Origin of the sequence: Anaerostipes sp. PC18 (assembly GCF_039789045.1) — a bacterium.
Lineage (GTDB): Bacteria > Bacillota > Clostridia > Lachnospirales > Lachnospiraceae > Anaerostipes > Anaerostipes hominis.
The window spans coordinates 2,369,115-2,391,971 of record NZ_CP121164.1 but is presented as its reverse complement, the minus strand read 5'-3'; the positions used below and the strand labels follow the sequence as shown (position 1 = coordinate 2,391,971).

Annotated in this window: 29 protein-coding genes and 4 pseudogenes; 30 read left to right on the top strand and 3 right to left on the bottom strand. The window is 41.4% G+C overall.

Features of this window, described 5'->3' with window-relative positions:
- The first annotated feature begins 45 nt into the window (after positions 1-45).
- The 14 genes and pseudogenes from P8F77_RS13035 to P8F77_RS12970 all read left to right on the top strand — a co-directional run bounded on the left by P8F77_RS13035 (position 46) and on the right by P8F77_RS12970 (position 10,478).
- Complete coding sequence (locus P8F77_RS13035) at positions 46-651, top strand: recombinase family protein (RefSeq protein ID WP_347256149.1); 606 nt, start codon at positions 46-48, stop codon at positions 649-651.
- Between the two features lie 350 nt (positions 652-1,001).
- Positions 1,002-3,206: an immunoglobulin-like domain-containing protein gene (locus tag P8F77_RS13030; RefSeq protein WP_347256148.1), complete on the top strand. Its 2,205-nt coding sequence runs from the start codon at positions 1,002-1,004 to the stop codon at positions 3,204-3,206.
- Positions 3,207-3,223: 17 nt separating this feature from the next.
- Positions 3,224-3,448 carry a hypothetical protein gene (locus P8F77_RS13025; protein WP_132276313.1) on the top strand — a complete coding sequence of 75 codons (225 nt, stop codon included), beginning with the start codon at positions 3,224-3,226 and terminating at the stop codon, positions 3,446-3,448.
- Between the two features lie 176 nt (positions 3,449-3,624).
- On the top strand, positions 3,625-4,044 hold the full coding sequence (locus tag P8F77_RS13020; RefSeq protein WP_347256147.1) for a sigma-70 family RNA polymerase sigma factor: 420 nt from the start codon (positions 3,625-3,627) through the stop codon (positions 4,042-4,044).
- Positions 4,045-4,049: 5 nt separating this feature from the next.
- Positions 4,050-4,285 (top strand): annotated as a pseudogene (locus P8F77_RS13015) (helix-turn-helix domain-containing protein).
- 230 nt (positions 4,286-4,515) lie between these two features.
- Positions 4,516-5,040, top strand: coding sequence for a DUF4865 family protein (locus tag P8F77_RS13010; RefSeq protein ID WP_024726875.1), 525 nt, complete (start codon positions 4,516-4,518; stop codon positions 5,038-5,040).
- Between the two features lie 101 nt (positions 5,041-5,141).
- Positions 5,142-5,795, top strand: a pseudogene (locus P8F77_RS13005) (conjugal transfer protein); the annotation flags it as partial.
- Positions 5,796-5,915: 120 nt separating this feature from the next.
- Entirely contained in the window at positions 5,916-6,731 is an 816-nt protein-coding gene (locus tag P8F77_RS13000) for a MerR family transcriptional regulator (RefSeq protein WP_024726876.1), read from the top strand.
- Between the two features lie 80 nt (positions 6,732-6,811).
- Positions 6,812-7,288, top strand: a complete 477-nt coding sequence (gene tsaA, locus P8F77_RS12995) for a tRNA (N6-threonylcarbamoyladenosine(37)-N6)-methyltransferase TrmO (protein ID WP_024726877.1) — start codon at positions 6,812-6,814, stop codon at positions 7,286-7,288.
- A 13-nt stretch (positions 7,289-7,301) separates the two neighbouring features.
- Positions 7,302-7,862: a GNAT family protein gene (locus P8F77_RS12990; RefSeq protein ID WP_287520403.1), complete on the top strand. Its 561-nt coding sequence runs from the start codon at positions 7,302-7,304 to the stop codon at positions 7,860-7,862.
- A gap of 9 nt (positions 7,863-7,871) precedes the next feature.
- Positions 7,872-8,083: pseudogene (locus P8F77_RS12985) on the top strand (hypothetical protein).
- 238 nt (positions 8,084-8,321) lie between these two features.
- Positions 8,322-8,651 carry an RNA polymerase subunit sigma-70 gene (locus P8F77_RS12980; RefSeq protein WP_287520401.1) on the top strand — a complete coding sequence of 110 codons (330 nt, stop codon included), beginning with the start codon at positions 8,322-8,324 and terminating at the stop codon, positions 8,649-8,651.
- 402 nt (positions 8,652-9,053) lie between these two features.
- Complete coding sequence (locus P8F77_RS12975) at positions 9,054-10,025, top strand: AraC family transcriptional regulator (protein ID WP_287520399.1); 972 nt, start codon at positions 9,054-9,056, stop codon at positions 10,023-10,025.
- An 18-nt stretch (positions 10,026-10,043) separates the two neighbouring features.
- A complete protein-coding gene (locus P8F77_RS12970; protein ID WP_024726882.1) occupies positions 10,044-10,478 on the top strand; it encodes a DUF3788 domain-containing protein in 435 nt (144 codons plus the stop codon).
- A 32-nt stretch (positions 10,479-10,510) separates the two neighbouring features.
- Here P8F77_RS12970 and P8F77_RS12965 read toward each other — a convergent pair whose 3' ends face one another.
- On the bottom strand, positions 10,511-11,143 hold the full coding sequence (locus tag P8F77_RS12965; protein WP_287520396.1) for a helix-turn-helix transcriptional regulator: 633 nt from the start codon (positions 11,141-11,143) through the stop codon (positions 10,511-10,513).
- 124 nt (positions 11,144-11,267) lie between these two features.
- Between P8F77_RS12965 and P8F77_RS12960 the strand changes: the two are divergent.
- The 8 genes and pseudogenes from P8F77_RS12960 to P8F77_RS12925 form a co-directional block, all read left to right on the top strand.
- A pseudogene (locus tag P8F77_RS12960) lies at positions 11,268-11,771 on the top strand (dihydropyrimidinase); the annotation flags it as partial.
- 79 nt (positions 11,772-11,850) lie between these two features.
- The gene (gene yqeB, locus P8F77_RS12955) at positions 11,851-12,669 is read left to right on the top strand and encodes a selenium-dependent molybdenum cofactor biosynthesis protein YqeB (RefSeq protein WP_024726884.1); all 819 of its coding nucleotides are present in this window, start codon (positions 11,851-11,853) and stop codon (positions 12,667-12,669) included.
- Positions 12,670-12,674: 5 nt separating this feature from the next.
- Positions 12,675-13,694, top strand: a complete 1,020-nt coding sequence (locus tag P8F77_RS12950) for a molybdopterin-binding protein (RefSeq protein WP_287520393.1) — start codon at positions 12,675-12,677, stop codon at positions 13,692-13,694.
- Positions 13,695-13,699: 5 nt separating this feature from the next.
- On the top strand, positions 13,700-14,218 hold the full coding sequence (gene moaC, locus P8F77_RS12945; protein ID WP_024726886.1) for a cyclic pyranopterin monophosphate synthase MoaC: 519 nt from the start codon (positions 13,700-13,702) through the stop codon (positions 14,216-14,218).
- Positions 14,205-14,633, top strand: coding sequence for an MOSC domain-containing protein (locus P8F77_RS12940; protein ID WP_287520391.1), 429 nt, complete (start codon positions 14,205-14,207; stop codon positions 14,631-14,633). The genes moaC and P8F77_RS12940 overlap by 14 nt, the downstream gene beginning before the upstream one ends.
- An 11-nt stretch (positions 14,634-14,644) precedes the next feature.
- Positions 14,645-15,145: a molybdenum cofactor synthesis domain-containing protein gene (locus P8F77_RS12935; RefSeq protein WP_024726888.1), complete on the top strand. Its 501-nt coding sequence runs from the start codon at positions 14,645-14,647 to the stop codon at positions 15,143-15,145.
- Positions 15,146-15,228: 83 nt separating this feature from the next.
- A complete protein-coding gene (locus P8F77_RS12930) occupies positions 15,229-16,095 on the top strand; it encodes a DegV family protein (RefSeq protein ID WP_024726889.1) in 867 nt (288 codons plus the stop codon).
- 20 nt (positions 16,096-16,115) lie between these two features.
- Complete coding sequence (locus P8F77_RS12925) at positions 16,116-16,637, top strand: nitroreductase family protein (RefSeq protein WP_148460196.1); 522 nt, start codon at positions 16,116-16,118, stop codon at positions 16,635-16,637.
- A gap of 163 nt (positions 16,638-16,800) precedes the next feature.
- On the opposite strand, the gene P8F77_RS12920 is transcribed toward P8F77_RS12925, so the two are convergent.
- A complete protein-coding gene (locus P8F77_RS12920; protein WP_347256146.1) occupies positions 16,801-16,965 on the bottom strand; it encodes an EAL domain-containing protein in 165 nt (54 codons plus the stop codon).
- 26 nt (positions 16,966-16,991) lie between these two features.
- Positions 16,992-17,936 carry an L-lactate dehydrogenase gene (locus P8F77_RS12915; protein WP_024726891.1) on the bottom strand — a complete coding sequence of 315 codons (945 nt, stop codon included), beginning with the start codon at positions 17,934-17,936 and terminating at the stop codon, positions 16,992-16,994.
- Between the two features lie 152 nt (positions 17,937-18,088).
- On the opposite strand from P8F77_RS12915, the gene P8F77_RS12910 reads away from it, so the two are divergent.
- The 8 genes from P8F77_RS12910 to P8F77_RS12875 all read left to right on the top strand — a co-directional run bounded on the left by P8F77_RS12910 (position 18,089) and on the right by P8F77_RS12875 (position 22,843).
- Positions 18,089-18,364, top strand: coding sequence for a hypothetical protein (locus tag P8F77_RS12910; RefSeq protein ID WP_347256145.1), 276 nt, complete (start codon positions 18,089-18,091; stop codon positions 18,362-18,364).
- 33 nt (positions 18,365-18,397) lie between these two features.
- Complete coding sequence (locus P8F77_RS12905) at positions 18,398-18,610, top strand: hypothetical protein (protein ID WP_024726892.1); 213 nt, start codon at positions 18,398-18,400, stop codon at positions 18,608-18,610.
- Between the two features lie 203 nt (positions 18,611-18,813).
- A complete protein-coding gene (locus P8F77_RS12900) occupies positions 18,814-18,999 on the top strand; it encodes a hypothetical protein (RefSeq protein ID WP_287519867.1) in 186 nt (61 codons plus the stop codon).
- A 120-nt stretch (positions 19,000-19,119) separates the two neighbouring features.
- Positions 19,120-20,229: a helix-turn-helix transcriptional regulator gene (locus P8F77_RS12895; RefSeq protein ID WP_287519869.1), complete on the top strand. Its 1,110-nt coding sequence runs from the start codon at positions 19,120-19,122 to the stop codon at positions 20,227-20,229.
- 2 nt (positions 20,230-20,231) lie between these two features.
- The gene (locus P8F77_RS12890) at positions 20,232-20,432 is read left to right on the top strand and encodes a PLD nuclease N-terminal domain-containing protein (RefSeq protein WP_024726904.1); all 201 of its coding nucleotides are present in this window, start codon (positions 20,232-20,234) and stop codon (positions 20,430-20,432) included.
- Complete coding sequence (locus P8F77_RS12885) at positions 20,432-21,349, top strand: ABC transporter ATP-binding protein (RefSeq protein ID WP_287519912.1); 918 nt, start codon at positions 20,432-20,434, stop codon at positions 21,347-21,349. The genes P8F77_RS12890 and P8F77_RS12885 overlap by 1 nt, the downstream gene beginning before the upstream one ends.
- Positions 21,346-22,110 (top strand): ABC transporter permease subunit, encoded by a 765-nt coding sequence (locus P8F77_RS12880; RefSeq protein ID WP_270430302.1) that lies wholly within the window; start codon positions 21,346-21,348, stop codon positions 22,108-22,110. The genes P8F77_RS12885 and P8F77_RS12880 overlap by 4 nt, the downstream gene beginning before the upstream one ends.
- A gap of 202 nt (positions 22,111-22,312) precedes the next feature.
- Entirely contained in the window at positions 22,313-22,843 is a 531-nt protein-coding gene (locus P8F77_RS12875; protein WP_024726908.1) for a dihydrofolate reductase family protein, read from the top strand.
- Positions 22,844-22,857 lie beyond the last annotated feature (14 nt).

Below are 22,857 nucleotides of genomic sequence, written 5' to 3'. Positions count from 1 at the left end.
GATTATAATCTCCTTTGTGGATAATAGACAAAGGAGGAATTTAATATGGCGAAATACGCATATATCCGAGTTTCAAGCAAAGACCAGAATATCGCAAGGCAGGTGGAAGCCATGCAGGAAATTGGACTGACAAAGAAACAGATGTATATTGATAAACAATCAGGAAAGGATTTTATACGCAAGAATTATCAAAGGCTGGTAAAAAAGCTGAAAGCAGGCGACGAGCTTTATATTAAGTCCATAGACCGTCTGGGACGTGATTATGATGAAATACTAGAACAATGGCGTTATCTAACAAGAGCAAAAGACATTGAATTGATTGTGTTGGATTTCCCTCTGCTTGATACCAGAAATCAAGTGAATGGCGTTACAGGAAAATTTATAGCAGATTTGGTATTGCAGATACTTTCCTATGTCGCCCAGATTGAAAGAGAAAATACGAAACAAAGACAAGCGGAAGGAATACGTATTGCAAAAGAAAAAGGCGTACAATTTGGCCGACCAAAGCATGATTTCCCAGAACAATTTGAAGAAATTTATCAACTGTGGGAAACTGGGGAAATCAGTATGCGTGAGGGTGGACGACGACTAAATACCCATCACACAACATTTGCGAGGTGGATAGCCCGTTACCAACATGAAAAGGCATAAAAAGTAGACTTTCTACACCACTTCTAAACTTTGGTTTTTTGTACTGATTTAAGTGTAAAACAGCTATTTTTATCCAAAACTATCCTATACTAAATGATAACACACACGGCACAAAAAGTCTGCTTTTTGTGCCATGTATACTTCTACCATTCAATCCTTTTTATCCTGATGTGAATATCATAATCTACATTGAGGGGAGGGGGAAAACGAGATAACGGCAAAACGAAGATTTTTCATAATGAGAAATCGGGAGAGCGAACCAGAGAAACAACGGCTCATGGAGATGCAGGATTTGCCCTGTCTGGTTCAAGACCCCACAAAAATGAACAATCAAAAAAGGAGAAAACAAGATGAAATCAAAAAAATTAAAAAGCATTCTCGCCTGCACGCTTATCTTATGTATGGTCTTTGGTATTCAATCTAATCTTGCCTTCGTTTTCGCACAGGAAAATGAAGAAGCTATTGAATTTTCCAATGCGACAGCTCCCTATTCAGGTACATATTTAATTAGCACAAAAGAGTCCTTAGTTGCTTTATCCATAGCGGTTAATAGTGGGAACACCATGAAAAATATCAAATTTCAATTACAAAATGATATTATTTTAAACAATGGACAGTTTTCTGCGGAAGAAAATAACTTATATTATACACCAGATAAATCTTATACCGCTTATCCAGTTGACATTCAAAATGCAACCTATATGGAAAATGAACAGCTTATGACATTCATACCTATTGGATTTCAAGCAAAAAGCGACTCTTCTCTATGGGAAAATAATGGCTTTGCGGGAGAGTTTTATGGAAACGGATATGAAATAAAGGGGATTTTTATAAATGATAATAGTGGAGATAGCGAGGCTCATTATAAAGGTCTATTTGGAGCTTTGTTAGATGGCGGTGTAGTTTCAAATTTGAGTGTTTCTGGCTGTGTGTATAGTACTGGGTCAAACACAGGGGGTATTGTCGGAAAAAGTTCAGGTCTTATAGAACATTGTCGTTTTTCAGGTGTGGTTATGGGAGCCTATAACGTAGGTGGTATTGTTGGAGAATCTAACACTGAAAGTACAATAACTAATTGCATGAACATGGCACATATATCAGGTGGCAGTACAGGCACAGCTGGAGGAAATTGGGGTGGTATTGCTGGATGTGCAAATGGAAAAGCTATTCAAAACTGTATCAACCATGGAAATGTAACCTCAAACACCTTTGCTAATGTTGGAGGGGTTATTGGAGTAGGTAGTGCAAGTATTACTACTTGTATCAATTGGGGAAGTATCACAGGTCCTACAAACAGCAAAACTACTGGAGGTATTGCAGGAAGTGGTAGAAAAAATAATGCAGATAATAATTTTATTTGTATTACAACATCAGAGGAACTGGAAAAATATGCAGGAATACCGGCCTTGAACAATTTTTCTTGTGGAGCAGTTTTGTATCTCAATGGTGGTTCATTTTATGAAAACATTGTTGTAACTTCTGATACTTTAGCTATTCCTATCAAGAAAGGTTATGTTTTTGGAGGATGGTATGAAAATGCAGATTTTAGTGGGACTTCAGTTGAAAATATTGAAAAAGGTAATATCTATTATGCAAAGTGGAATGAAAAGGCATCTACGTCTATTTCTTTCAAAGATGGCTTAGATTTAAATAAAATCTATGATGAGAATGCTGTATCATTATCAGAAAATGATTATACCGTAACAGAAGGAGCAGGAAAAATAACTTTCATCTATCAAACTAAAGAGGATAATGAGTGGAAAAATATTGATACTGCTCCAATCAATGCAGGAACTTATCAAGTGAAAGCAATCGTTGCGGAAAATGATACTCATAAGCGAGCAGAAACAGACTGGAAAGAGTTTATAATCAGTAAGGCAATGCCGACTTACGAAGTACCAACTAACTTGACAGCTATTGTTGGACAGACCCTTGCAGACGTAACACTTCCAGAGAGCTTTGCGTGGCAGGACGATACAACAACTTCTGTTGGCAGTGCTGGAACAAATACATTCAAAGTGACATATACGCCAAAAGATACGACTAATTATAATACTGTAACAGATATTGAAGTTATTTTGACTGTCAATCCAAAAATGGAAGAATTAAACGCAATTCCAATAATCAATGCCAGTGATAAGACATTGACAGTTGGCGATACATTCAATCCATTAGAGGGTGTTACTGCTTCTGATAAAGAAGACGGCGACCTTACAAAAGTAATCGAAGTCTTAGAAAATAACGTAGATACAAGCAAGGCTAGCATTTATGAAATTACATACAAAGTAACAGACAGCAAGGGGGCTTCAAGCACAAAAACGATTACCGTTACTGTCAAGGCAAAAGACACACAAAATCCAACAATAGATGATAACAAGAAACCGTCTGCAACGGATACGGATAAGAAACCAGCAAGCACAGATAAACAGACAACGTCTAACAGCCCTAAAACTGGTGACAGCACGAATATGACAACATGGCTTGCGCTCATGTTCGTATCTCTTGGTCTGCTGGCTGGCGTATTCACAGTAAGGAAATCACGCAAAAGCAGATAAAGACTGCGGGGAATTTTATGGACAGAGATATTTTTGAGGACATGAAGATTGAAACGGAGTGTGCTTATATTTCAGATTTACCCTACATCAAGAATACAGTAGAAAAGAAACTATTTGAACTTCCGTTTGACCTCTATTCCAAAGAACAGCTTCAAGAATTTTGTGACTATGTTTTTCGTGACAACGGAGCTGTCTATCAGTCTCTTATGATGAAATACCGCAGGAACAGCAGATATAATTAGGCTTGCAGGAAAAGATATACAATCAAATATCACTTTAATTAGCTCGTACAGACTATATGTTTTGTACGGGCTTTTTATATACCTCTTTTCTGCATTTTCAGAAGTTATAAACAAATATTTTCGCTATGAAATATTCCGTTTGTATAGTTTGGCTCTTGCAGAAAGGAGATGAGATTATGGGAACCTCTTCTTTCGAGCATATCGTCAGATTACAAATTAATGCTTTGATGATGATTGTCATTAAAGGTGCATTATCAAGTCATAGAAGACAGATTGCTAGGCGTTCAAAACATGAAATACTATTTTGTGAATTGCCTGAAATGAAACAAATTGAACATAGTATGAATGATGAATATTCTTGTGATTATGTATCGTTTCAAGTTATGCATTTTGTAATTTATGTAGCTGATGAAGAATTAAGTACAGCATTGAAAGAATTAACAGAGAAACAGCGTAATGCTATCTTGTTGTATTTCTTTCAAGGCATGAACGACAGAGAAATCTCAAAATTGTATCATGTATCACGTTCAGCTATCAATAGCAGACGGGATAGAGGACTAAGAAAATTACAGAAGTTATTGAATGAAATGGAATAGGAAAAATGAAAAAAGATTATGGTTATCCCTCTTACGACCTTATTTGCAGAGCGTCTAATGGAGATGAAAAGGCAGTCAGAGGAATTTTAGACTTTTACAACGCTTATATCTCTAAAGTATGCTTGCGTCCATGCTATCATGCAAATGGTACTTAAATATGCAGGTTGATGAAGAATTAAAAGGTCAAATTCATACAGAAATGATGAAAGCCATTTTAAGGTTTGAAATCAGAGAGAAGTAGTCAAGTGGTATGAAAAAGGGAGATACACAGTTTCATTTCATGTGCTATCTCCCTTGTGGTTTATATTGTCATATCAAGGCTCTTCAATCGTGGTAAATTCGTGGTAAAATGAATGTTTTTCAATTTTGAAACTGCTTATAAATGTAGTGTTTATGGGAATAATTCAAAATCTTATATAAAATTTATAATTAAATTGAAATTTGAAGCAGGATAGATAGGAGGATAAAATAATGATTGCTATGCAATATAAGATTTCACTACCAGATAACTACGACATGAACATGATTAGACAGCGAGTAGCTGATAATGGACATAGGACGGATGGCTTTCAAGATTTAATATTTAAAGCATATCTCATATCTGAAAAAAGAGATTCTTCAAAGAGTTGTAATGAGTATTCTCCACTATATGTATGGCAGAATAATGATGGCATGAACAAATTCATTTTTGATGGTTACTATGATAATATTTTAAGTTCATTCGGTTGGCAAAAAATAAATATAGGTATTCCAATAACATGTTGTTTGGGAAAAGACTTTAATCTGTCAAAGTTTGCTCTTGAAATTGAACATGAAATTACACCAATGGAACAAATGAAAGCTATAAATTTTTCATTGGAGAAAGATGACTGTACAAGTAAAGTGTTAATATACAATCCAGACAAATGGAAATATGTAGAATACTATTTCTATAAAGATAGACCTATTAAAAAAACTATTGGAAAAATTTATTCAATTTTGCATTTGTCACAATAAAATATGTTTTGAAATATTGAATACTTAAATATGCAAAAAAACAAATGCAACTGGCTATGTGGCTATATCTACTAAAAAGCTATGTGATAGGTTGGGATTAAATTTAAACATTACTTCTAAAAGGCATGAATACACAAGGTTGACAAACTATACAGTTACGATTAAACGATACCAACGGGATTGAAAATTTCGTGAAGAACTTTGAGAAGTCCTATTACACATGGAGCAACAGCAACGAAGCTATTGAAGCAAGGACGCAGGCAATCAGCGGTTATCTGACAAAGGAGTTGTAGGACTTGAATGTAGATACTATCAAAACGGATATACCGACCAGCTCTGCGGTTACAGATGTGATTGTGTGGAATATCGAGCAGTCGGGAACGGACACTTTTTCTGCTACCTACGAAGTAGATCAGCAGATAAAAGAGGGCGACCAGACAAACAATGTAACAGCAACCTATACGGTAAAAGTCCATGGGGACGCTGACGGGGATATGGTAATCGTTCAGAATCCTACCCTTTCCTCAGCAATCGCAAAATCAGACTATGAATCAAAGACACCAGAAGCCGATAACAGCGTGGACGCAGATACAATCAATAACGCTACCGCTTTTCTGGAAACTTTCTTTAAGCTGTATGCAACAGCCGCAGAAAAGGAGCTTGCCTACTATGTATCGGGGAATGTGCATGAGCCTATCGGCAGGAACCATGTATTTTCGGAACTGGTAAACCCTATCTTTACAAAGAACGGGAATTGAAAGATTGTAAGGTAACATGAAAACGGGTTTGTATCATAACTGTGGTGTGCAAGCCCTTATTATATTGAAGTATAAATTAACAATAATTATAATTAGGTACATGAATGGAGGGATAAAATGTTCAAAATTGGTGAGTTTTCAAAATTGACACAAGTTTCTACTCGAATGTTGCGTTATTATGATGAAATGGGTTTGTTAAAGCCTGCTAAAATCGATTCATTGACTGGATATCGTATGTATTCAGCAGAACAAATCTCAACTTTAAATAGAATCATATATTTGCGTGATAGTGGCTTCAATGTTGCTGAAATTGCATTAGCCCTCAATTACAGTAATATTGCCATTATAGAACAGCTTGATAAAAAGTCTATTGAAATTATGGATAATATACAGAAAGAACAAGAAAAATTAAAGAAAATTGAGATTGCTAAAAAGGAATTGTTACATGGCAAAAGTGAATTGTATTTTAACATAACCATAAAAGAGATACCGAGTTATTGTGTTTTATCTTTAAGAAAAGAAATACCAGATTATTATTACGAGGGCGAGCTCTGGAAAGAACTTTCTGCTTTTGCTAAAGAAAATAAAATAGATATTGCTGATGAAACGTTCTCAATATATCACAATGTGGAATATAAAGAAAAAGATGTTGATGTAGAATTATGTGCATTTGTAAATAAAATAGGAAAAGATACTGGCGATTTTAAGTTTCGTTTTACCGAACCAGTTTCTATGATGGCTTGTACTATGGTATATGGAGATTTTTCTAATATTTCTTATGCTTATCGTTCATTTGCTAAATGGCTTCAAGAAAACAGTCAATATAAAATGAAAGGTTCAAGCCGTCAAATAGTTCATCGTGGACCGTGGAACGAGAAAAATCCAGAGAACTATCTAACAGAAATCCAAATTCCTTTAGAAAATCTCTTGTAAAAAATGATAATCTGCCTTGACTTTAACATGGTGTTAAGGTTTATCGTTTATTTAGCAAGAAGAAAACGGAGGAAAATACAATGACAACTTATAAAGTAAATTCAATAGGTACTATCTACAACAATGAAAATAGTGCTTTCATTCAACTTGAAGCACCATATATTCCAGCATTAAAGGAATTAGACGGATTTAGTCATATCAATGTTTTATGGTGGTTTAGCGATTTTGACAATGAGGATTTCAGAAGCGTATTGGAAACAGACCAGCCTTATAAAAAAGCTCCAGAAAAAATGGGGATTTTTGCAACAAGGTCGCCAGTACGCCCAAATCCGATTGCATTATCAGCAGTAGAAATTATCAATATTGATTATATAAGTGGGCTGATAAAAATTGCTTACATTGATGCTAATGACAAAACGCCTATCTTGGATATTAAACCATACACGCCGAGTTTGGATAGAGTGGAAAATCCGCAGGTTCCAGATTGGTGTAGTCATTGGCCTCATAGCTTAGAAGAATCTGCTTCTTTTGCATGGGAAAACGAATTCAATTTTTAAGGAGTAATGAACCATGAGTTTGCAGGAGTACATTTTTGAAAAACCAGTAATTGAAACAGAACGCCTTATTTTAAGAACAATGAATAAAAGTGATATTGATGATTTGAAAGAATGGATTAGTGATATTTCTTTATATGAGTATTGGGGCAAGCGTCCATCAAAAAGCGAAAAAAATCCAGAAGTACTCTTTAATAAGCCAGAAAAAGCTACTAAAAGTTTTCATTGGGGAATTGTCCATAAACAAGATAGCAAAGTGATTGGTGAAATATGGATATATCTTATTGAAAATAATAGAATGGCAAAAGTGGCTTTCAGACTTTCTAAGCAATATCAAGGTAATAGACTAATGAGTGAAGCGTTGAAAAGCGTAATTGAATTTTGTTTTTTAAAAACAGAATTACAAAAATTATGGACAGATGTGCATATTTTAAATCATGCTTCTTATAAAACATTAGAGAAAGTAGGTTTTCAAAAAGAAGGACATATTCGTGAGGGGAAAATGGTAAATACCTATTGCGACTACTACCTATATGGGATTTTGAAATCTGATTATGTCAGTAGTTATAGTGAATGAGATAGTTTTATGATAGAACTAAGAAAACGGGATATTAAAAAAGTCTTGAAGGCTGGTGGTATGTCATGGCTGACGTTCGGGCTAATATAGAAGCTACTATTAATGAAGCTATGAACAGTACAGACCCAGAGGTGCAGGCAAATTTCAAGAAGTATTTCGGAAATAAACGCCCTACACCAGAAGAATATATTTATATCTTTATCAAGAAGACGAAAGTTTAGAATGGTACAATCGCTTTAAGGGGGATTGTGTATGAAGTGTTTTAAGCAATTTACCAAAAACTCAAGAACAACTTAACAGCAATCCATGCACTACTACAACTGAATATTTTAATATCTTAGTTCATACAGACTATATGTTTTGTGTGGGCTTTTTTCTTACTCTCTTTTCCGTATTTTCCAAAGGTATAGACGGTATTTCCGTTTATTATTTCAGCGTTTGCGGAAAGGGGGTGAGATTATGAACACATCTTCTTTTGAGCATATCGTTAGAATACAGTTTAATGCTTTGATAATGACTGTTACCAAACGTACAATAAAAAGCAAGAAAAGACAGTTTGCAAGACGTTCTAAGCGTGAAGTTTTGTTCTGTGAATTGTCAGATATGAAACAGCTTGAATGTGGAACAACAGATAACTATTCTTGTGATTATATTTCTTTTGAAGTCTTGAATAATACAATCCAAGTATCAAATGAGAAACTTGCTGTTGCTTTACATAAGTTATCAGAGAAACAGCGTGATGTAATCTTATTACGCTTTTTTCAAGGCATGAGTGACCAAGGCGACTGATGAAAAATCTTGTCTTGGAATATAACGCACTCCCTCACACCCTTATCGCTGGTGGGATTGGCGGTGGTAAAACATACTTTCTGCTAAATCTCATTGAAGCCTTGTTACAGACCAATGTCGTCCTTTCCAATCTGCACACGGTACATGAAACAGAAACAATTTCTATTCAACCGCCATAGAAAAGGAGCTTGCCTACTATAATCCCAAAGCGCAACCCCTATTTCATAGGGATAGATGATTTCAATATACCAACCGAACATTTCACGCAAAATTAGAAGCATTTGGAATGACACAGAGCATGTCAAGGGTAGCGAAATGTATTATAAGATAATGGCATTGTGCGACAAGCCGTACAAATATTTTTCGTGTATACTGTAACTATAAAAAAAAGGAGATACTGATATGTACGCATATGAAAATATTGAAATGTCATTAAATTACATTGAACAACACTTGAATGAGAAAATTGAAACAGAGAAACTAGCAAAGATTGCCTGTCTATCTACATTTTATTACCAGAGACTATTTAAAAAATTAGTCAAGAAATCAGTTCAAGAATATATTAAACTTCGTCGTTTAGCAATGGTAATAACAGAATTAAATAATTCGGAGGAAAGAATATTAGACATAGCTTTAAAATATGGATTTTCAGACCATGCTAATTTCACCAGGGCATTTAAAGAAGTTTACCATATTACTCCTGATGAATACAGAAAGAGCGTTCCTATGTTAAATACATTTGACAAGCCAGAACTTTCTTCTCATTATGTTTTGATTGATGAAAATGTCCCACTGATTGTAGGGGGTATTGTTCTGGAAATTCAAAGGAAAACATTAAAAGCAAGCGAAACGTATTTTGGTTTTAAAAAAGCAGTAAATGTCGATGAACAGATTCCCCCTGGAAAAAGCACGGGAATTGATATTCCGGGTCAGCTATGGCGTGAGTTTCATGCAAAGAAAATGCAGACCGAAAATGTTGTTTTTAACAACAATATTGAACTCGGCGTGTCTCATTCGGCAAATCCAGATAAAGGAACGTTCCTTTATTTTGCGGGAGGTATGGTTTCATCAACAGATGTATGTCCTAAAAATATGGTACAACATACATTACCAGCAGGTGAATATGTTGTATGCCGAATTGAGGCAGAATCTTTTGATGAACTTGTTACTACTGCTTTAAATCAAGCAAATAAGTATCTGTTTGAAACTTGGCTTCCAAATCATAAACTGGTTACAAAGCCGTTCATGGCAGAAAAATACTACAAGGAAAATGCAGATTTTAGTTATATGGAAATTTGGGTAATTCCTGTGGAAATAGGAAATGCTGAAAAGGAATTATCCAATGTCAATGGAAATAAAACAGAAAGTCTATAAAGGAGAGTGTAGTTTGTTGTGATAAATATAAAAGATATAAATTATGCACCTAATATTAGTGAAATAAGCAGTTATATTGAAAACCCTATATTTGATGAGTTCTATCAGTATATGAACGATAAATATAAAGCGGTTTGCAAAATCGAATACAGTAAAGATGTCTGGGCACGCGGCTGGAATGTGAAGTTTAGAAAATCTGGAAAATCATTGTGTGTTATCTATCCTAAAAAAAACTATTTTACTGTGTTGGTGGTCGTGGGTAATAAAGAGAAAGAACGTGTTGAAAACTTGTTACCTAGGCTTTCTGAATATATACAGGAAATCTATCACAATACTAGAGAGGGAAATGGACAAAAGTGGCTTATGATAGATTTAAATTCTAAGGATAACGCATATCAAGATGTATTAAGACTTGTTGATATTCGTTATGCCCTAAAAGGTGTAAACCCGTAATTTGATTGTTTCCATATAGATTAAATCCGCCTTTATTTGTTGACGTCGATGTAGCTGTATAAAGTAAACTTTGATATGCCAAAGTACTTGGCGACTTTATCACCGGATTTTGTGATCAGAAAGGCTCCGGCATCATTTAAAAACTGAATAGCTCTTACTTTTTCTTCTTTGTTCATCAGAGCCGCTGGTTTTCCGACCAATGAGACAGACTGTTCGATCAGACTGTCCAGCATGTCGTGAACGTTTCCTACGATGGCGGTGGGCTCATCCTGTTTTTGTTCCTCCACATGCATCAGAGACTGGAGGGAAGCGTCGATCATTAAGAGAGCGCTGATATCATAATTGATGGCCACGATATAGTGGACTTCTCCGTCCTCCCCTTTTACAAATGTCGTTGTGGATTTTAAGATTTTGCCGTCGGATGTCTTGATCTGATATGCATAGTGGTCCTTGATGTCTTCCGGATCTCTGTGAAGTGTCTCTAAAACGACGGCGGAAGGGCCGTCTCCTAATTTCCCGTTGGTGACGTGTCCGTTTTCGATGTGTACGATGGTATGGTCCATATCCTTACTTGTAAGGTCATGGATGATGACTTCGCAGTCCTTGCCGAACTGCATGGCGATCGTATGCGCCATTTGCTTTAATAGTTCCAGTTCCGGATTCATATTGATCACTCCTTTTCTGAGTGTTTAGGTTACCTGATAAGTTAATCTTAGCACGTTTTTTTAGGATTGCAATAAAAAATACAAAAACTTTTAGATATCAAAAAAGTGTTTTGTATACATGATCCTGAATGACCATGATATTTTTATGGCGCTCAGGAAAATGAAAGAGATCAGCGGCATCACAGGCGTCCACTGCGAAAATGCGGAAATGATCGACGCGCTGACAGAAGAGGCGAAAAAGAGAGGGAATTTAGGAGCCGATGCTCACCCGAGAGTGAGGCCCGGCGGGGCGGAGGCAGAGGCAGTCAACCGTCTCCTGGCGATCGCGAAAGAGGTGGATATTTCGGTATTCGTAGTCCATCTCACATGCAGGGAGGTGCTCTGGGAAGGACTGAGGACAGGAAAGAGCCAGACAGTGTCCACGGACCACTGCAGTTTTACGGTGGAAGATAAGAATATGGGAAAGGATGATTTTACCGGGATTCCAAACGGAATGCCGGGGGTGGAAACCAGAGCCGTTTTATTTTATACTTATGGAGTGAGATCAGGCAGACTGACACCCCAGCAGATGTGCCGGGTGCTGTCAGAGAACCCTGCGAAGCTTTACAGCCTTTATCCTGAGAAAGGCTGTATACTCGAATGACGGACGGAGGAACAGTCATGAAGGAGAAACAAGGAAAATTTATAAAGAGAGGACCTCATATGTTATGAAGCCAATCGTTGTAAGAGGCGGCGGGGATATCGCCACCGGAACGATCTGTCAGCTGAGCAGGGCCGGATATCCCGTTCTTGTCCTGGAGACAGAACATCCGTCTGCTATCCGCAGGCAGGTGGCCTTCTGTGAAGCCGTATATGAAGGAACTGCATCCGTGGAGGGGCTGACAGCCGTGTGTGCAGATTCTTTGAAAAAAGCCATGGACATGGTAAGTCCTTCAAGGCCGGTGGTATTTATCGACCCGGAGGGGGATTCTATCAGGGAGATAAAACCCGATGTGGTGGTGGACGCCATTCTCGCAAAGAGAAATCTGGGAACCAGCCGGGACATGTCGGGGCTTACCATCGGACTGGGACCGGGATTCAGCGCAGGAGAGGATGTGGATTATGTGATCGAGACTATGCGGGGCCATAATCTCGGAAGGATCATTGAAGAAGGCACCGCCATGGCTGACACAGGCGTCCCCGGAAAGATCATGGGGTATGGAAAGGAAAGAGTCATCCACGCTCCGGCAGGAGGACTTCTGTATGGGCGGACAGAGATTGCCGCACAGGTAAAAAAGGGCGATGTCATTGCTGTGATCAAAGAAGACGGCGGCACGGAGGTGCCTGTATTTGCATCTCTTAACGGCATCGTCCGGGGACTCATCCGGGACGGCTACCCGGTGAAAAAAGGATTTAAGATCGCGGATATTGATCCGAGGATCGAAGAAAGAGACAACTGTTTTACGATTTCAGATAAGGCAAGATGCATCGCCGGCAGTGTACTTAGGCTTGTATGTGCCGGAGAGAAAGGACAGCTAAGAAGGTGAAGACTATGAAGAAAGTGCGGGTTCAGGACGCGGTTGGCATGGTGCTCTGCCACGACATGACAGAGATTGTGCCGGGAAGGTTTAAAGGCCGGGCATTCAAAAAGGGCCATGTAGTGATGGAAGAGGATATCGAAAAGCTATTGGATATTGGCAAACGCTATCTCTATGTTTGGGACTTGGAAGAGGGATATGTTCACGAGGATGATGCGGCGAAGCGGATGGTAAAGGCCGCCGCCGGAGCCAATATTTCTTACGGAGAACCGGAAGAAGGGAAAATAGAGCTCAGGGCATCCTGCCGGGGTGTCTTAAGGATTAACATTGATCTTTTGTACGAGTTAAACAGCTTAAAGGATGTCTGCTTTTCCACCATTCACTCCGGACAAACAGTGGAAGAGGGAAAGGTTCTGGCAGGTACGAGGGTGATCCCTCTGGTGACAGAGGAAGACATGCTTTTGCGGTTTGAGAAACTCTGTGAAGAGAAAGGCCCGATGATCGAAGTCCTGCCGTTTCATCACACCAGAATCGGGATTGTGACCACAGGGTCCGAGATTGCAGACGGGCGCATCGAGGATAAATTCGGCCCGGTTCTTAAAAGAAAAGCAAAAGAACTGGACGGGGAAATCATCGGACAGGTGTTTCCCGGAGATGAGAAAGAGGAGATCACGAAAGCAATCTTTCGTTTCATAGAACAGGGGGCAGGAATGGTGCAGGTTTCCGGCGGCATGAGTGTGGACCCGGACGATGTGACGCCCTCTGCCATCAGAGACTGCGGCGGTGAGGTTGTCACTTACGGAAGCCCTGTACTCCCGGGAGCTATGTTCATGCTTTCCTATGTAAAAGGAATTCCGGTAGTGGGACTTCCGGGATGTGTCATGTACTCGAAACGCACGGTGTTCGACCTGGCCGTGCCGAGACTTCTGGCCGGGGAAAAGCTGACGAGAGAGGATTTTATAAAAATGGCACACGGAGGATTTTGTATGCAGTGTGATCCGTGTACTTATCCGGACTGTGGATTTGGAAGGTAGGAGAGATGAACGATTTTTCACATTTTGATGAAAACGGAAACGCCGTGATGGTGGATGTGTCGGACAAAGAGAATACAAGAAGGGAAGCTTCTGCCCAGGGCAGAATCTTTGTCGGAAAAGAGGTCTATCAAAAGATCAAAACGAAGCAGGTAGAAAAAGGTGATGTACTTTCGGTGGCCAGGATCGCAGGCATCATGGGCGCGAAACAGACCAGCAGTCTGATTCCTATGTGCCATGTGCTGCTGATTCACAAATGCAGCGTAGACTTTGAGATGCGGGAAGAAGATTATTCGATCAGGGCCGTCTGTACAGTGAAGACAACGGGAAAGACCGGAGTGGAGATGGAAGCGCTCACAGGGGTGCAGATCGCACTGCTGACCATTTATGACATGTGTAAGGCAGTCAGCAAGTCCATGTCTATGGGAGACATTCATCTTCTTGAGAAATCCGGAGGAAGAAGCGGATCATTCCGTTATGTTTCAGAGGATATGGCAGAAACGGAGGACAGCAGTGGGAAAGATTGAGGCAATCTGTATCAGTGAAAAAAAGGGGACTGTAAAACGTCCGGTAGAAGAAGCACTTCTCGTTGAGGAGTTTGGAATCCGGGGGGATGCCCACGCCGGAAAATGGCACCGGCAGGTCAGTATTCTCGGATATGAGAAAATAAAAGAGTTTACTGAGCAGGAAGGAAAAGTGGAGGACGGGGACTTCGGGGAAAACCTCATTGTATCCGGAATCGATGTGGACAGTCTTGCCGTGGGCGACCGTCTCCTGGCGGGGGATGTGGTCCTGGAAGTGACCCAGAGGGGGAAGGAGTGCCACAGTCACTGCGAAATATACAAAAGGGTCGGAAAATGCATTATGCCGACAGAGGGCATTTTTCTGAGAGTGGTGTGCGGAGGGACTCTCCGGGTAGATGATCAGATCATAAGAGCATGAGGAGAAGAAACATGGCATATAAAATAGCAGTTATCACATTGAGCGACAAAGGCGCATCGGGTGAGCGCCGGGATGAAAGCGGTCCGCTGATCCGAAAGATGACAGAGGCGGAAGGCTATGAAGTAGTTTCGGCTGAAATCCTCCCGGATGGGATAGAACCGCTGAGAGGAAGACTCATAGAGATCTGTGACCGGCACACGGCGGATCTGATCCTGACCACGGGAGGCACCGGATTTTCAGAGAGGGATCTGACGCCGGAAGCCACACTTGAGGCGGCGGAGCGGCTTGCTCCGGGGATCAGCGAAGCCATGCGCCTTGAATCTTTGAAGATTACAAAGAGGGCAATGCTCAGCCGGGGAGTTTCTGTCATAAGGAAACGTACACTGATCATAAATCTTCCGGGCAGCCCGAAAGCAGTCAAAGAAAATCTGGAATGTATCCTGGACGAACTCTCCCACGGACTGGGTATCCTGTGTGGAAAAGAATCGGAATGCGGACATCCGGGGAAATAGGTATTTGACTGTATACCCTAACATTTGTTATGATAAAAGGACGGGATTATCAATAGTTCCTAAAAATCATGAAAGGATTCGTTATGGGAAAAGTTGCAGTAATTACAGATAGCAACAGCGGAATCACACAGAATCAGGCAGGGGAGTATGGAATCTACGTGCTGCCTATGCCGTTCTATATTGATGAAAAGCTGTATTTTGAGGATATTACCCTGACTCAGGAAGAATTTTATAAGAGACTTGGGGAGGGCGTGGATATCAAGACGTCTCAGCCTGCTCCGGGAGATGTGATGGATTTGTGGAACAAGGTGCTGAAAGAATATGATGAGATTGTCCATATCCCTATGTCCAGCGGCCTGAGTAGTTCCTGTGAGACGGCACATATGCTGGCAGAGGACTTTGACGGCAAAGTCCAGGTAGTGAATAACCAGAGGATTTCTGTCACCCAGAAGCAGTCCGTGCTGGAAGCCAAAAAGATGGCAGAGCAGGGCATGAGTGCGGCCGAGATAAAAAGCATATTGGAAGAACATAAAATGGAGTCATCTATTTTTATAACCGTAGATACATTAAAATATTTAAAGCAGGGGGGGAGGATTACTCCGGCAGCGGCAGCCATCGGCTCTGTTTTGAATATTAAGCCGGTGCTCCAGATCAAGGGAGAAAAGCTGGATGCATTTACGAAGGCAAGAGGAATGAAGCTTGCCAAGAAAAAAATGCTGGAAGCCGTAGAAAAGGAACTGAATGAAATGTTCGGTCCGTCTATGGAAAAGGAAGATGTCATTATTCAGGCCGCCTATACGGGAAGCGGGGAAGAAGCAGCTCTCTGGGCAGAAGAGATCAAAGGCCGTTTTCCGGGACATCACTTTGAGATGGACCCGCTGTCTCTGAGCATCGCCTGTCACATAGGCTACGGGGCATTGGCAATCGCATGGACAAAAACTCTTGTATAATACGAAACAGGAGGTATGAAATGAAAGATACGATTAAAGATTTAAAGGAAAGAAGAAGCATAAAAAAGTACCGGGACAGACAGATCGAAGAAGCGGACCTTCAGGAGATCCTGAAGGCCGGCATGAACGCACCCACAGGCATGGGGATGCAGTCACCGGTCATGGTGGTCATACAGGACAAAGAAACGATTTCAAAATTGTCGAAGATGAACGCTAAATTCCTCGGAAATGAATCGATCGATCCCTTTTACGGAGCTCCGACGGTGATCGTTGTTTTGGCAGACAAAAACCGGTCCACATATGTGGAAGACGGCAGTCTTGTGATGGGGAATCTGATGAATGCTGCACACGCGCTGGGAATCGGTTCCTGCTGGATTCACCGGGCGAAGCAGGAGTTTGAGAGCGAAGAAGGAAGGAAACTCTTGAGACAATGGGGAATTGAAGGAGATTATGCCGGCATCGGCCACTGCATTCTGGGATACCAGGACGGAGAAACACCGAAAGCAAAACCAAGGAAAGAACATTACATTTACAGAGTCTGATCATGAGAGACAAAGAAAAATGCTCCGCGGGTTGTGCACAGATGCGTAAGGAAATTATTTGCCTGCGGCAAATTGCATCTGGCACGCAAAGTTGTCAGGCCCCTCAAAGATTGAGGGGTTGGGGAGTTGAAGTGGGATTCCCACTTTGTTCCTTCTTTTTATGTTATTTTTCTATCCCGTTTAAGAGCGCGGCGAAGTTACCTTCAGGCATGGGTTTGTAGAAATAGTAACCCTGGACCGTGTGACAGCCGATATCCTTTAGAAAATCTACCTGCTCTTTATGTTCAATTCCTTCCACTACAATCCTTATATGTAATTCCTTTACCATGGAAAAAAGAGAGGGATGAAATACGATTATATCCGGCTGATATATTCACGAATCACCCGGCAGGAGTTTTCAAATTTCTCTTTTTCTTTGTCAGTCAGAGGGATCTCTATGATCTGTTCGATTCCGTCTTTTCCGATGACACAAGGGACACCCGCATGGATTCCGTACTGTCCGTATTCCCCATCAAGCAGGGGAGAGACCGGCAGGACTTTTTTTGAGTCATGGAAAATAGAGCGGACAATCTCTGACAGGGCGATGCCGATACCGAATTCTGTGCTGCCTTTTCCCTCGATCACCTCGTGTCCTGCATTGGCAGTCTCCTTTTCGATCTGTACAAGATCCAGTTTTCCATACCGCACTGGCTCATCTTTCATCCACTGAACCAGAGGTTTGCCAGAAATATGGACCGCAGAAAAAGGTATCATCTGTGAATCGCCGTGTTCGCCCATGACAAAGGCCTGGATAGAATTGCGGTCCAGGTGCATCTTCTGGGAAAGAATCCTTCTTAACCTGCATGAATCCAGGGAAGTTCCGGTGCTGAAACAGCGGTTTCTCGGAAGGCCCAGCTGCTTTCTCAGATAATCCGCCACGATGTCAGCCGGATTGGAAATGCTGATCAGGATTCCCGGTATATGCAGGCCTTGCATGTGAGAGGCTGTTTCTTTCATGATGCGGATAGAATCGTCCAGCATATCCAGACGGGTCTGGCCCGGGAGCCTGGAAACACCGGCGGCCATAACGATGACGTCTGCATCCTCCACATCCCCATAGTCTCCTGTCCGGACAGTGATCTGATGCGGGAGAAAAGAAACCGCATCGTCAAGGTCCAGTGCTTGGCTGTAAGCCTTTTCTCTGTCAATATCTATGTAAACCAGTTCATCAACTTCACCCCGGTACATGAGGCTGAGTCCACACATGGTTCCCACATGTCCCGCTCCGATGATAACGATCTTTCTAAGTTTAAATCCCATAGTCTGTCTCCTTTACAGTCTTGCTTTCATGTGATAAAATCGTAGCACTTTCTATTTTAAAAGTCAACGCAGGGGAGATGATAATATGAAGCATTGTCAGAACGGGATGCACACGGCCGGGAGACAATGGGCGGCGGCATTCCCTGTTATTTTTGTGTCTTTGTTACGGGATCGTGTGCGGGGCATCGTACGCGGCATCCTTAAATCTGATCCTCTGCTTTTTCCTGAATCTGTGGGTACAGTTCTTTCTTGTATTTCTTCTGACGGATACATTCAATCCTAAGGCGTACTTTCTGTACGGAATGGAATTTGTGTTTCTCCAGCTGCGCCTGATCCCGGGCACAGGCGATGCCTGCGCGCTTATGTGCATTTCTCTATGCCATTGCCGTCCTCACAGCTTTTCTGTATCTGCATTCCAGAATCATTAAGAAAAAAGGTATTATAAAACTGTAAGAAAAGGAATGAACAATCTGGCGGTGCAGTTTATCAGGCTATCGGACGGGAAGAAGGACTCAAGGGATAAAGAGGAGCTCATCCGGATGATGTACCATATGAACCAGACGGATAACGGTGAGATCATAGAAAAAATTAAAAGCTTCAGCCGGACGGAGAACCTGGTGTGCAGACTGACTAATCTGGAACACGGCTACTGGTATCCGATGAGCTCTTTCTGATGCTGATGCCGTATTCGGAGGAAAGCATGATGAAGATCAACAACCGTATCCTCGGGACCATTGTGGGGATGGGAGTGACCCTTGTGCTGACCGAAATATTTAAAAGCCTTGGCGGACACTGTACTTCTTGTGAATAAATTTCTTCTCCCCCATCACCGCAGAGTCTGATTTTTTAAAAAGTGTAAACAGCCTTCTTGATACTGATGAAAAAACAATGGGAGAAGATCGGCTCCTATATGCGCAGAAGGCAGATTACGCCGAAGAACAACATGATTCTGGGAGAGGACAGGGTATACGGATGCCTTGACGAGGAGCTGTATTTTAATACTCTTGCCATGAACTGCATGGAGACCGTCAATGAACTGAATAAGATTTTCCGGTATAAATAAAGGCTGCGGGATGCTATACCGCGGCATTGTTTCTTTTTGGTTGATTTTATCAACTAAAATCAACTTCAAATCCATTGTAGTATTCCTGTATACGGTTATAATGAACTTGAGGTGATGAATATGAAGGAGTTAAATCTGTCAAATATTTTGGTGAAAAAGAGAAAAGAAAAAGGAATAACCCAGGATCAGCTGGCAGCCTATATCGGTGTCTCCAAAGCATCGGTATCCAAGTGGGAGACCGGGCAGAGCTACCCGGATATCACGTTTCTGCCCCAGCTGGCGGCCTATTTCAACATGAGTGTCGATGAACTCATAGGATATAAGCCGCAGATGACAAAGGAAGACATACGGAAACTCTATTTAAGACTGGCAAAGGACTTCAGTCAGAAGCCGGCGAAAGAAGTATTTGAGGAATGTGACGGGATCTTGAAAAAATATTATTCCTGTTTTCCTCTTATTATGCAGATGATTATTCTGTACATGAATCATTTTGTCCTGCTGGAGAAACCGGAAGAACAGAAGACCGTAATGAAAACGGCGGCGGATCTCTGCCGAAGAGTGAAAGAAGAAAGCGGTGATGTCCTTCTCTCCTCTCAGGCAAACTCTCTGGAAGCCAGAATGGAACTGCTGGAGGGACATCCTGAAAAGGCGCTGGAACTACTGGACGAGGAAGTCAGGGCAAATTATTTTGATGAGGGTATCTTGTCGGAAGCGTACCGCATGCTGGGAAATGAGGTAAAGGCCAAAGAGACAGTCCAGATCAGTCTGTATCAGAATCTGGTGGGCGTGATGTCATTTATGATACAGGAGCTGACTCTGTATGAAAAAGATGAAGAAAAGTTTGAAATGCTTGTCCAAAGAGGCTGTCAGATCGCAGAGGCATTTGAACTGGACCTTCTGTACGTAAATGCAATGGCACAGTTATACTTCGCGGCCGCAGTGGGGTATATGGGACAGAAAAAAGAAGAAAAAGCACTCGCCATGCTTGAAAACTATGAGAGAGTCTGCCTGAACAATCTTCTGCCGTACACACTGCATGGAGATGATTTCTTTGATCTGGTCGATCCATGGCTGAATGAAATGTGTCTGGGAGTCCAGGCACCGCGGGAAGCAAAGCTGATCAAACAGTCAGTGATAGACGGGTTTAAACATCCGGCATTCGAGCCGCTCACAGGAAACCCCAGGTTTGAAGAGATTGTAAAACGCATACAAAAAGAATGGAGGTTATGACGATGAATGAGTTGATGGAATATATGCCTTTTTTAATCCCTGTGATCATATTGGAACTGGTGCTGATGGTGACCGCCCTGGTACATGTGGTGAGACATCCGGATTACCGGTTTGGGAACCGTATATTCTGGATATTAATTGTCATGTTTATACAATTTTTAGGACCGGTCGTGTATTTTGTGTTTGGAAGAGGGGATGAATGATGAATGTGCTGGAGATTCAACATCTTTCAAAACAGTTTGGAACCCATCAGGTGTTAAGGGACTTAACTTTTCAGGTGCCGGAGCACTCTGTATATGGATTTTTAGGCCAGAACGGAGCTGGAAAGACGACGACCATGAAGATCATCCTCGGGCTTTTAAAAGCTGACAAAGGGGAAGTGAAGGTGTTGGGAGAAACGGTTCGCTACGGTTTCGCAAAGACAAACCGCAGAGTGGGATATCTGCCGGATGTGCCTGAATTTTACGGGTATATGAAGGCAGAGCAGTACCTGCGTCTGTGCGGGGAGATCACAGGGCTTTCAGCAAAAGAGATTTGTTCAAGAAGCGAAGAACTTCTCAGTCTGGTAGGACTTTCAGAGGAAAAGAAAAAAATTCGCGGATACTCCAGAGGTATGAAACAGCGTCTGGGCATTGCACAGGCACTGCTCAACGAGCCCGGGCTTTTGATCTGCGATGAGCCGACTTCCGCCCTGGACCCACTGGGACGAAAGGAGATCCTGGATATTCTTTCAAAAGTCAGAGAAAAAACAACGGTATTATTTTCAACCCATGTGCTGTCCGATGTGGAGAGAATCTGTGACCGGGCGGCAGTGCTCAAAGACGGAAGCCTGGCCCTTTCGGGGAGCCTTGAAGAACTGAAGGAACAGCACAGGAAAGACAGCCTCTGTCTGGAGACGGGCACACCGGGAGGACAAAAACTGCTGGAATCTGAATTTCAGAAGAAGGGCTATGTTTTCGGGGTAGAGAAAAAGAATGGAGTTTTAATTTTCCACACATCGGATATGGCCCGTTTGGAGACAGAGCTTATGATCTGCATGACAGAGCACAATATATGTCCGCTGAAAATGGAAGTGCAGAAGCCGACCCTGGAAAACTTATTTATGGAGGTGATATCATGAGGGCGTACTGGGCGTTTACGAAAAAAGAGCTGCTGGAAAGTATCTGCACTTATAAATTGCTGATCCTCGGATGTATTTTTCTGATGTTTGGTTTTATGAATCCTTTTATAGCAAAGATTACCCCGGAGCTTGTGAAAAGCTTTATGCCCGGAGGCATCAGCATTGATCTTCCGGCTCCCTCGGCGGCGGATTCCTGGATGCAGTTTTTCAAAAATGTGCCTCAGATGGGGCTTGCGGTTTTAGCCATTCTCTTTTCCGGAATGATGGCAGGCGAGATCCAAAAAGGAACTTTGATCTTAATGGTCACCAAGGGGCTTTCCCGGACGGCGGTGCTCTGTTCAAAGTTTACGGTGGCAGTCCTTCTGTGGACAGTATCCTATGCGGTGTGCACGGGAGTAACCTATGGATATACAGTTTATTTCTGGAAAACGAAAGACATTGATCATCTGATGCCTGCGCTCCTGGGGGTATGGCTGTTCGGGGTACTGCTGCTGGCTTCAGACCTTTTGGGCAGCGTGATTTCAAAGAGCAGTTATTCTAGCCTTTTATTTACCGGAATTATGGTAGCTGTGATGTTTCTGCTGAATATCGTTCCCAGGATCCGGAAATTTAATCCTATGCGTCTGGTATCCGAGCCATACGGATTGATTACCGGGGCTCTCAAAACCTCGGATTTTTCCAGGAGCTTTCTGATGACGGGAGTACTCCTCCTGATCCTTTTGGTTTTATCGGGCATTGCCTTTCAAAAAAAACAGCTTTAAGGGAAAGCAGATGAATAAAGAAGGCTTTTGGAGAATAGCCCATTTTATTCGAAGAACACCTTTCCTGCAGATATTATGTCCATTTTCTACATGATTGGAGTGAGGCATTCTAAGAGCCAAACGGAAATCATGTGGAAAATGTCATGGGTTTTTCAAGGACTGTTGAAGAAAGAGCAATCAGAATTTGGTGAGGTAAACAGATATGAGAAGAGTTAGTTTGTTTATTGCAATGAGTCTTGACGGATATATTGCAGATAGCAATGGCAAAGTTGATTGGTTAGAAGGACAAGGCAGCAACAATGAAAATATTGATACTTATTCAGAGTTTGTAAAAGACATTGATACGATTTTGATGGGGTGGAATACTTATCATCAAGTAGTTACTGAACTTTCTCCAAATAAATGGATATATGACGATTATACAACCTATGTCATTACACATAACGAGCTTGCTTCATCTGAGAAAATCAGGTTTATAAATGAAAATCCTGTTGAGTTGATACATCATTTGAAAGAAGGAAATGGAAAAGATATTTGGATCTGCGGTGGTGCAAACCTGATTCAACAGTTCATAAATAAAAACTTGATTGACCGTTATTATATTACTGTAATTCCAACACTCTTGGGTTCAGGTACGCGTCTATTTGAAAATGGGAAACAGGAGATAAAGCTGAAGTTACTTAAAACACAATCATATAATGGCATCATAGATTTGGATTATATACGAAGATAAACTCCGATTTGCCG

Coding starts and splice junctions, on each gene's coding strand:
- moaC (WP_024726886.1), top strand. CDS start 13,700: ATGAACGATTTTTCACATTTTGATGAAAACGGAAACGCCGTGATGGTG.
- P8F77_RS13000 (WP_024726876.1), top strand. CDS start 5,916: ATGTTCAAAATTGGTGAGTTTTCAAAATTGACACAAGTTTCTACTCGA.
- P8F77_RS12980 (WP_287520401.1), top strand. CDS start 8,322: ATGAACACATCTTCTTTTGAGCATATCGTTAGAATACAGTTTAATGCT.
- P8F77_RS12905 (WP_024726892.1), top strand. CDS start 18,398: ATGAACAATCTGGCGGTGCAGTTTATCAGGCTATCGGACGGGAAGAAG.
- P8F77_RS12935 (WP_024726888.1), top strand. CDS start 14,645: ATGGCATATAAAATAGCAGTTATCACATTGAGCGACAAAGGCGCATCG.
- P8F77_RS12900 (WP_287519867.1), top strand. CDS start 18,814: ATGAAAAAACAATGGGAGAAGATCGGCTCCTATATGCGCAGAAGGCAG.
- P8F77_RS13020 (WP_347256147.1), top strand. CDS start 3,625: ATGGGAACCTCTTCTTTCGAGCATATCGTCAGATTACAAATTAATGCT.
- P8F77_RS12890 (WP_024726904.1), top strand. CDS start 20,232: ATGAATGAGTTGATGGAATATATGCCTTTTTTAATCCCTGTGATCATA.
- tsaA (WP_024726877.1), top strand. CDS start 6,812: ATGACAACTTATAAAGTAAATTCAATAGGTACTATCTACAACAATGAA.
- P8F77_RS12875 (WP_024726908.1), top strand. CDS start 22,313: ATGAGAAGAGTTAGTTTGTTTATTGCAATGAGTCTTGACGGATATATT.
- P8F77_RS13025 (WP_132276313.1), top strand. CDS start 3,224: ATGGACAGAGATATTTTTGAGGACATGAAGATTGAAACGGAGTGTGCT.
- P8F77_RS12975 (WP_287520399.1), top strand. CDS start 9,054: ATGTACGCATATGAAAATATTGAAATGTCATTAAATTACATTGAACAA.
- P8F77_RS12920 (WP_347256146.1), bottom strand. CDS start 16,965: ATGGTAAAGGAATTACATATAAGGATTGTAGTGGAAGGAATTGAACAT.
- P8F77_RS12990 (WP_287520403.1), top strand. CDS start 7,302: ATGAGTTTGCAGGAGTACATTTTTGAAAAACCAGTAATTGAAACAGAA.
- P8F77_RS13010 (WP_024726875.1), top strand. CDS start 4,516: ATGATTGCTATGCAATATAAGATTTCACTACCAGATAACTACGACATG.
- P8F77_RS12925 (WP_148460196.1), top strand. CDS start 16,116: ATGAAAGATACGATTAAAGATTTAAAGGAAAGAAGAAGCATAAAAAAG.
- P8F77_RS12965 (WP_287520396.1), bottom strand. CDS start 11,143: ATGAATCCGGAACTGGAACTATTAAAGCAAATGGCGCATACGATCGCC.
- P8F77_RS12880 (WP_270430302.1), top strand. CDS start 21,346: ATGAGGGCGTACTGGGCGTTTACGAAAAAAGAGCTGCTGGAAAGTATC.
- yqeB (WP_024726884.1), top strand. CDS start 11,851: ATGAAGCCAATCGTTGTAAGAGGCGGCGGGGATATCGCCACCGGAACG.
- P8F77_RS13030 (WP_347256148.1), top strand. CDS start 1,002: ATGAAATCAAAAAAATTAAAAAGCATTCTCGCCTGCACGCTTATCTTA.
- P8F77_RS12895 (WP_287519869.1), top strand. CDS start 19,120: ATGAAGGAGTTAAATCTGTCAAATATTTTGGTGAAAAAGAGAAAAGAA.
- P8F77_RS12915 (WP_024726891.1), bottom strand. CDS start 17,936: ATGGGATTTAAACTTAGAAAGATCGTTATCATCGGAGCGGGACATGTG.
- P8F77_RS12950 (WP_287520393.1), top strand. CDS start 12,675: ATGAAGAAAGTGCGGGTTCAGGACGCGGTTGGCATGGTGCTCTGCCAC.
- P8F77_RS12885 (WP_287519912.1), top strand. CDS start 20,432: ATGAATGTGCTGGAGATTCAACATCTTTCAAAACAGTTTGGAACCCAT.
- P8F77_RS13035 (WP_347256149.1), top strand. CDS start 46: ATGGCGAAATACGCATATATCCGAGTTTCAAGCAAAGACCAGAATATC.
- P8F77_RS12930 (WP_024726889.1), top strand. CDS start 15,229: ATGGGAAAAGTTGCAGTAATTACAGATAGCAACAGCGGAATCACACAG.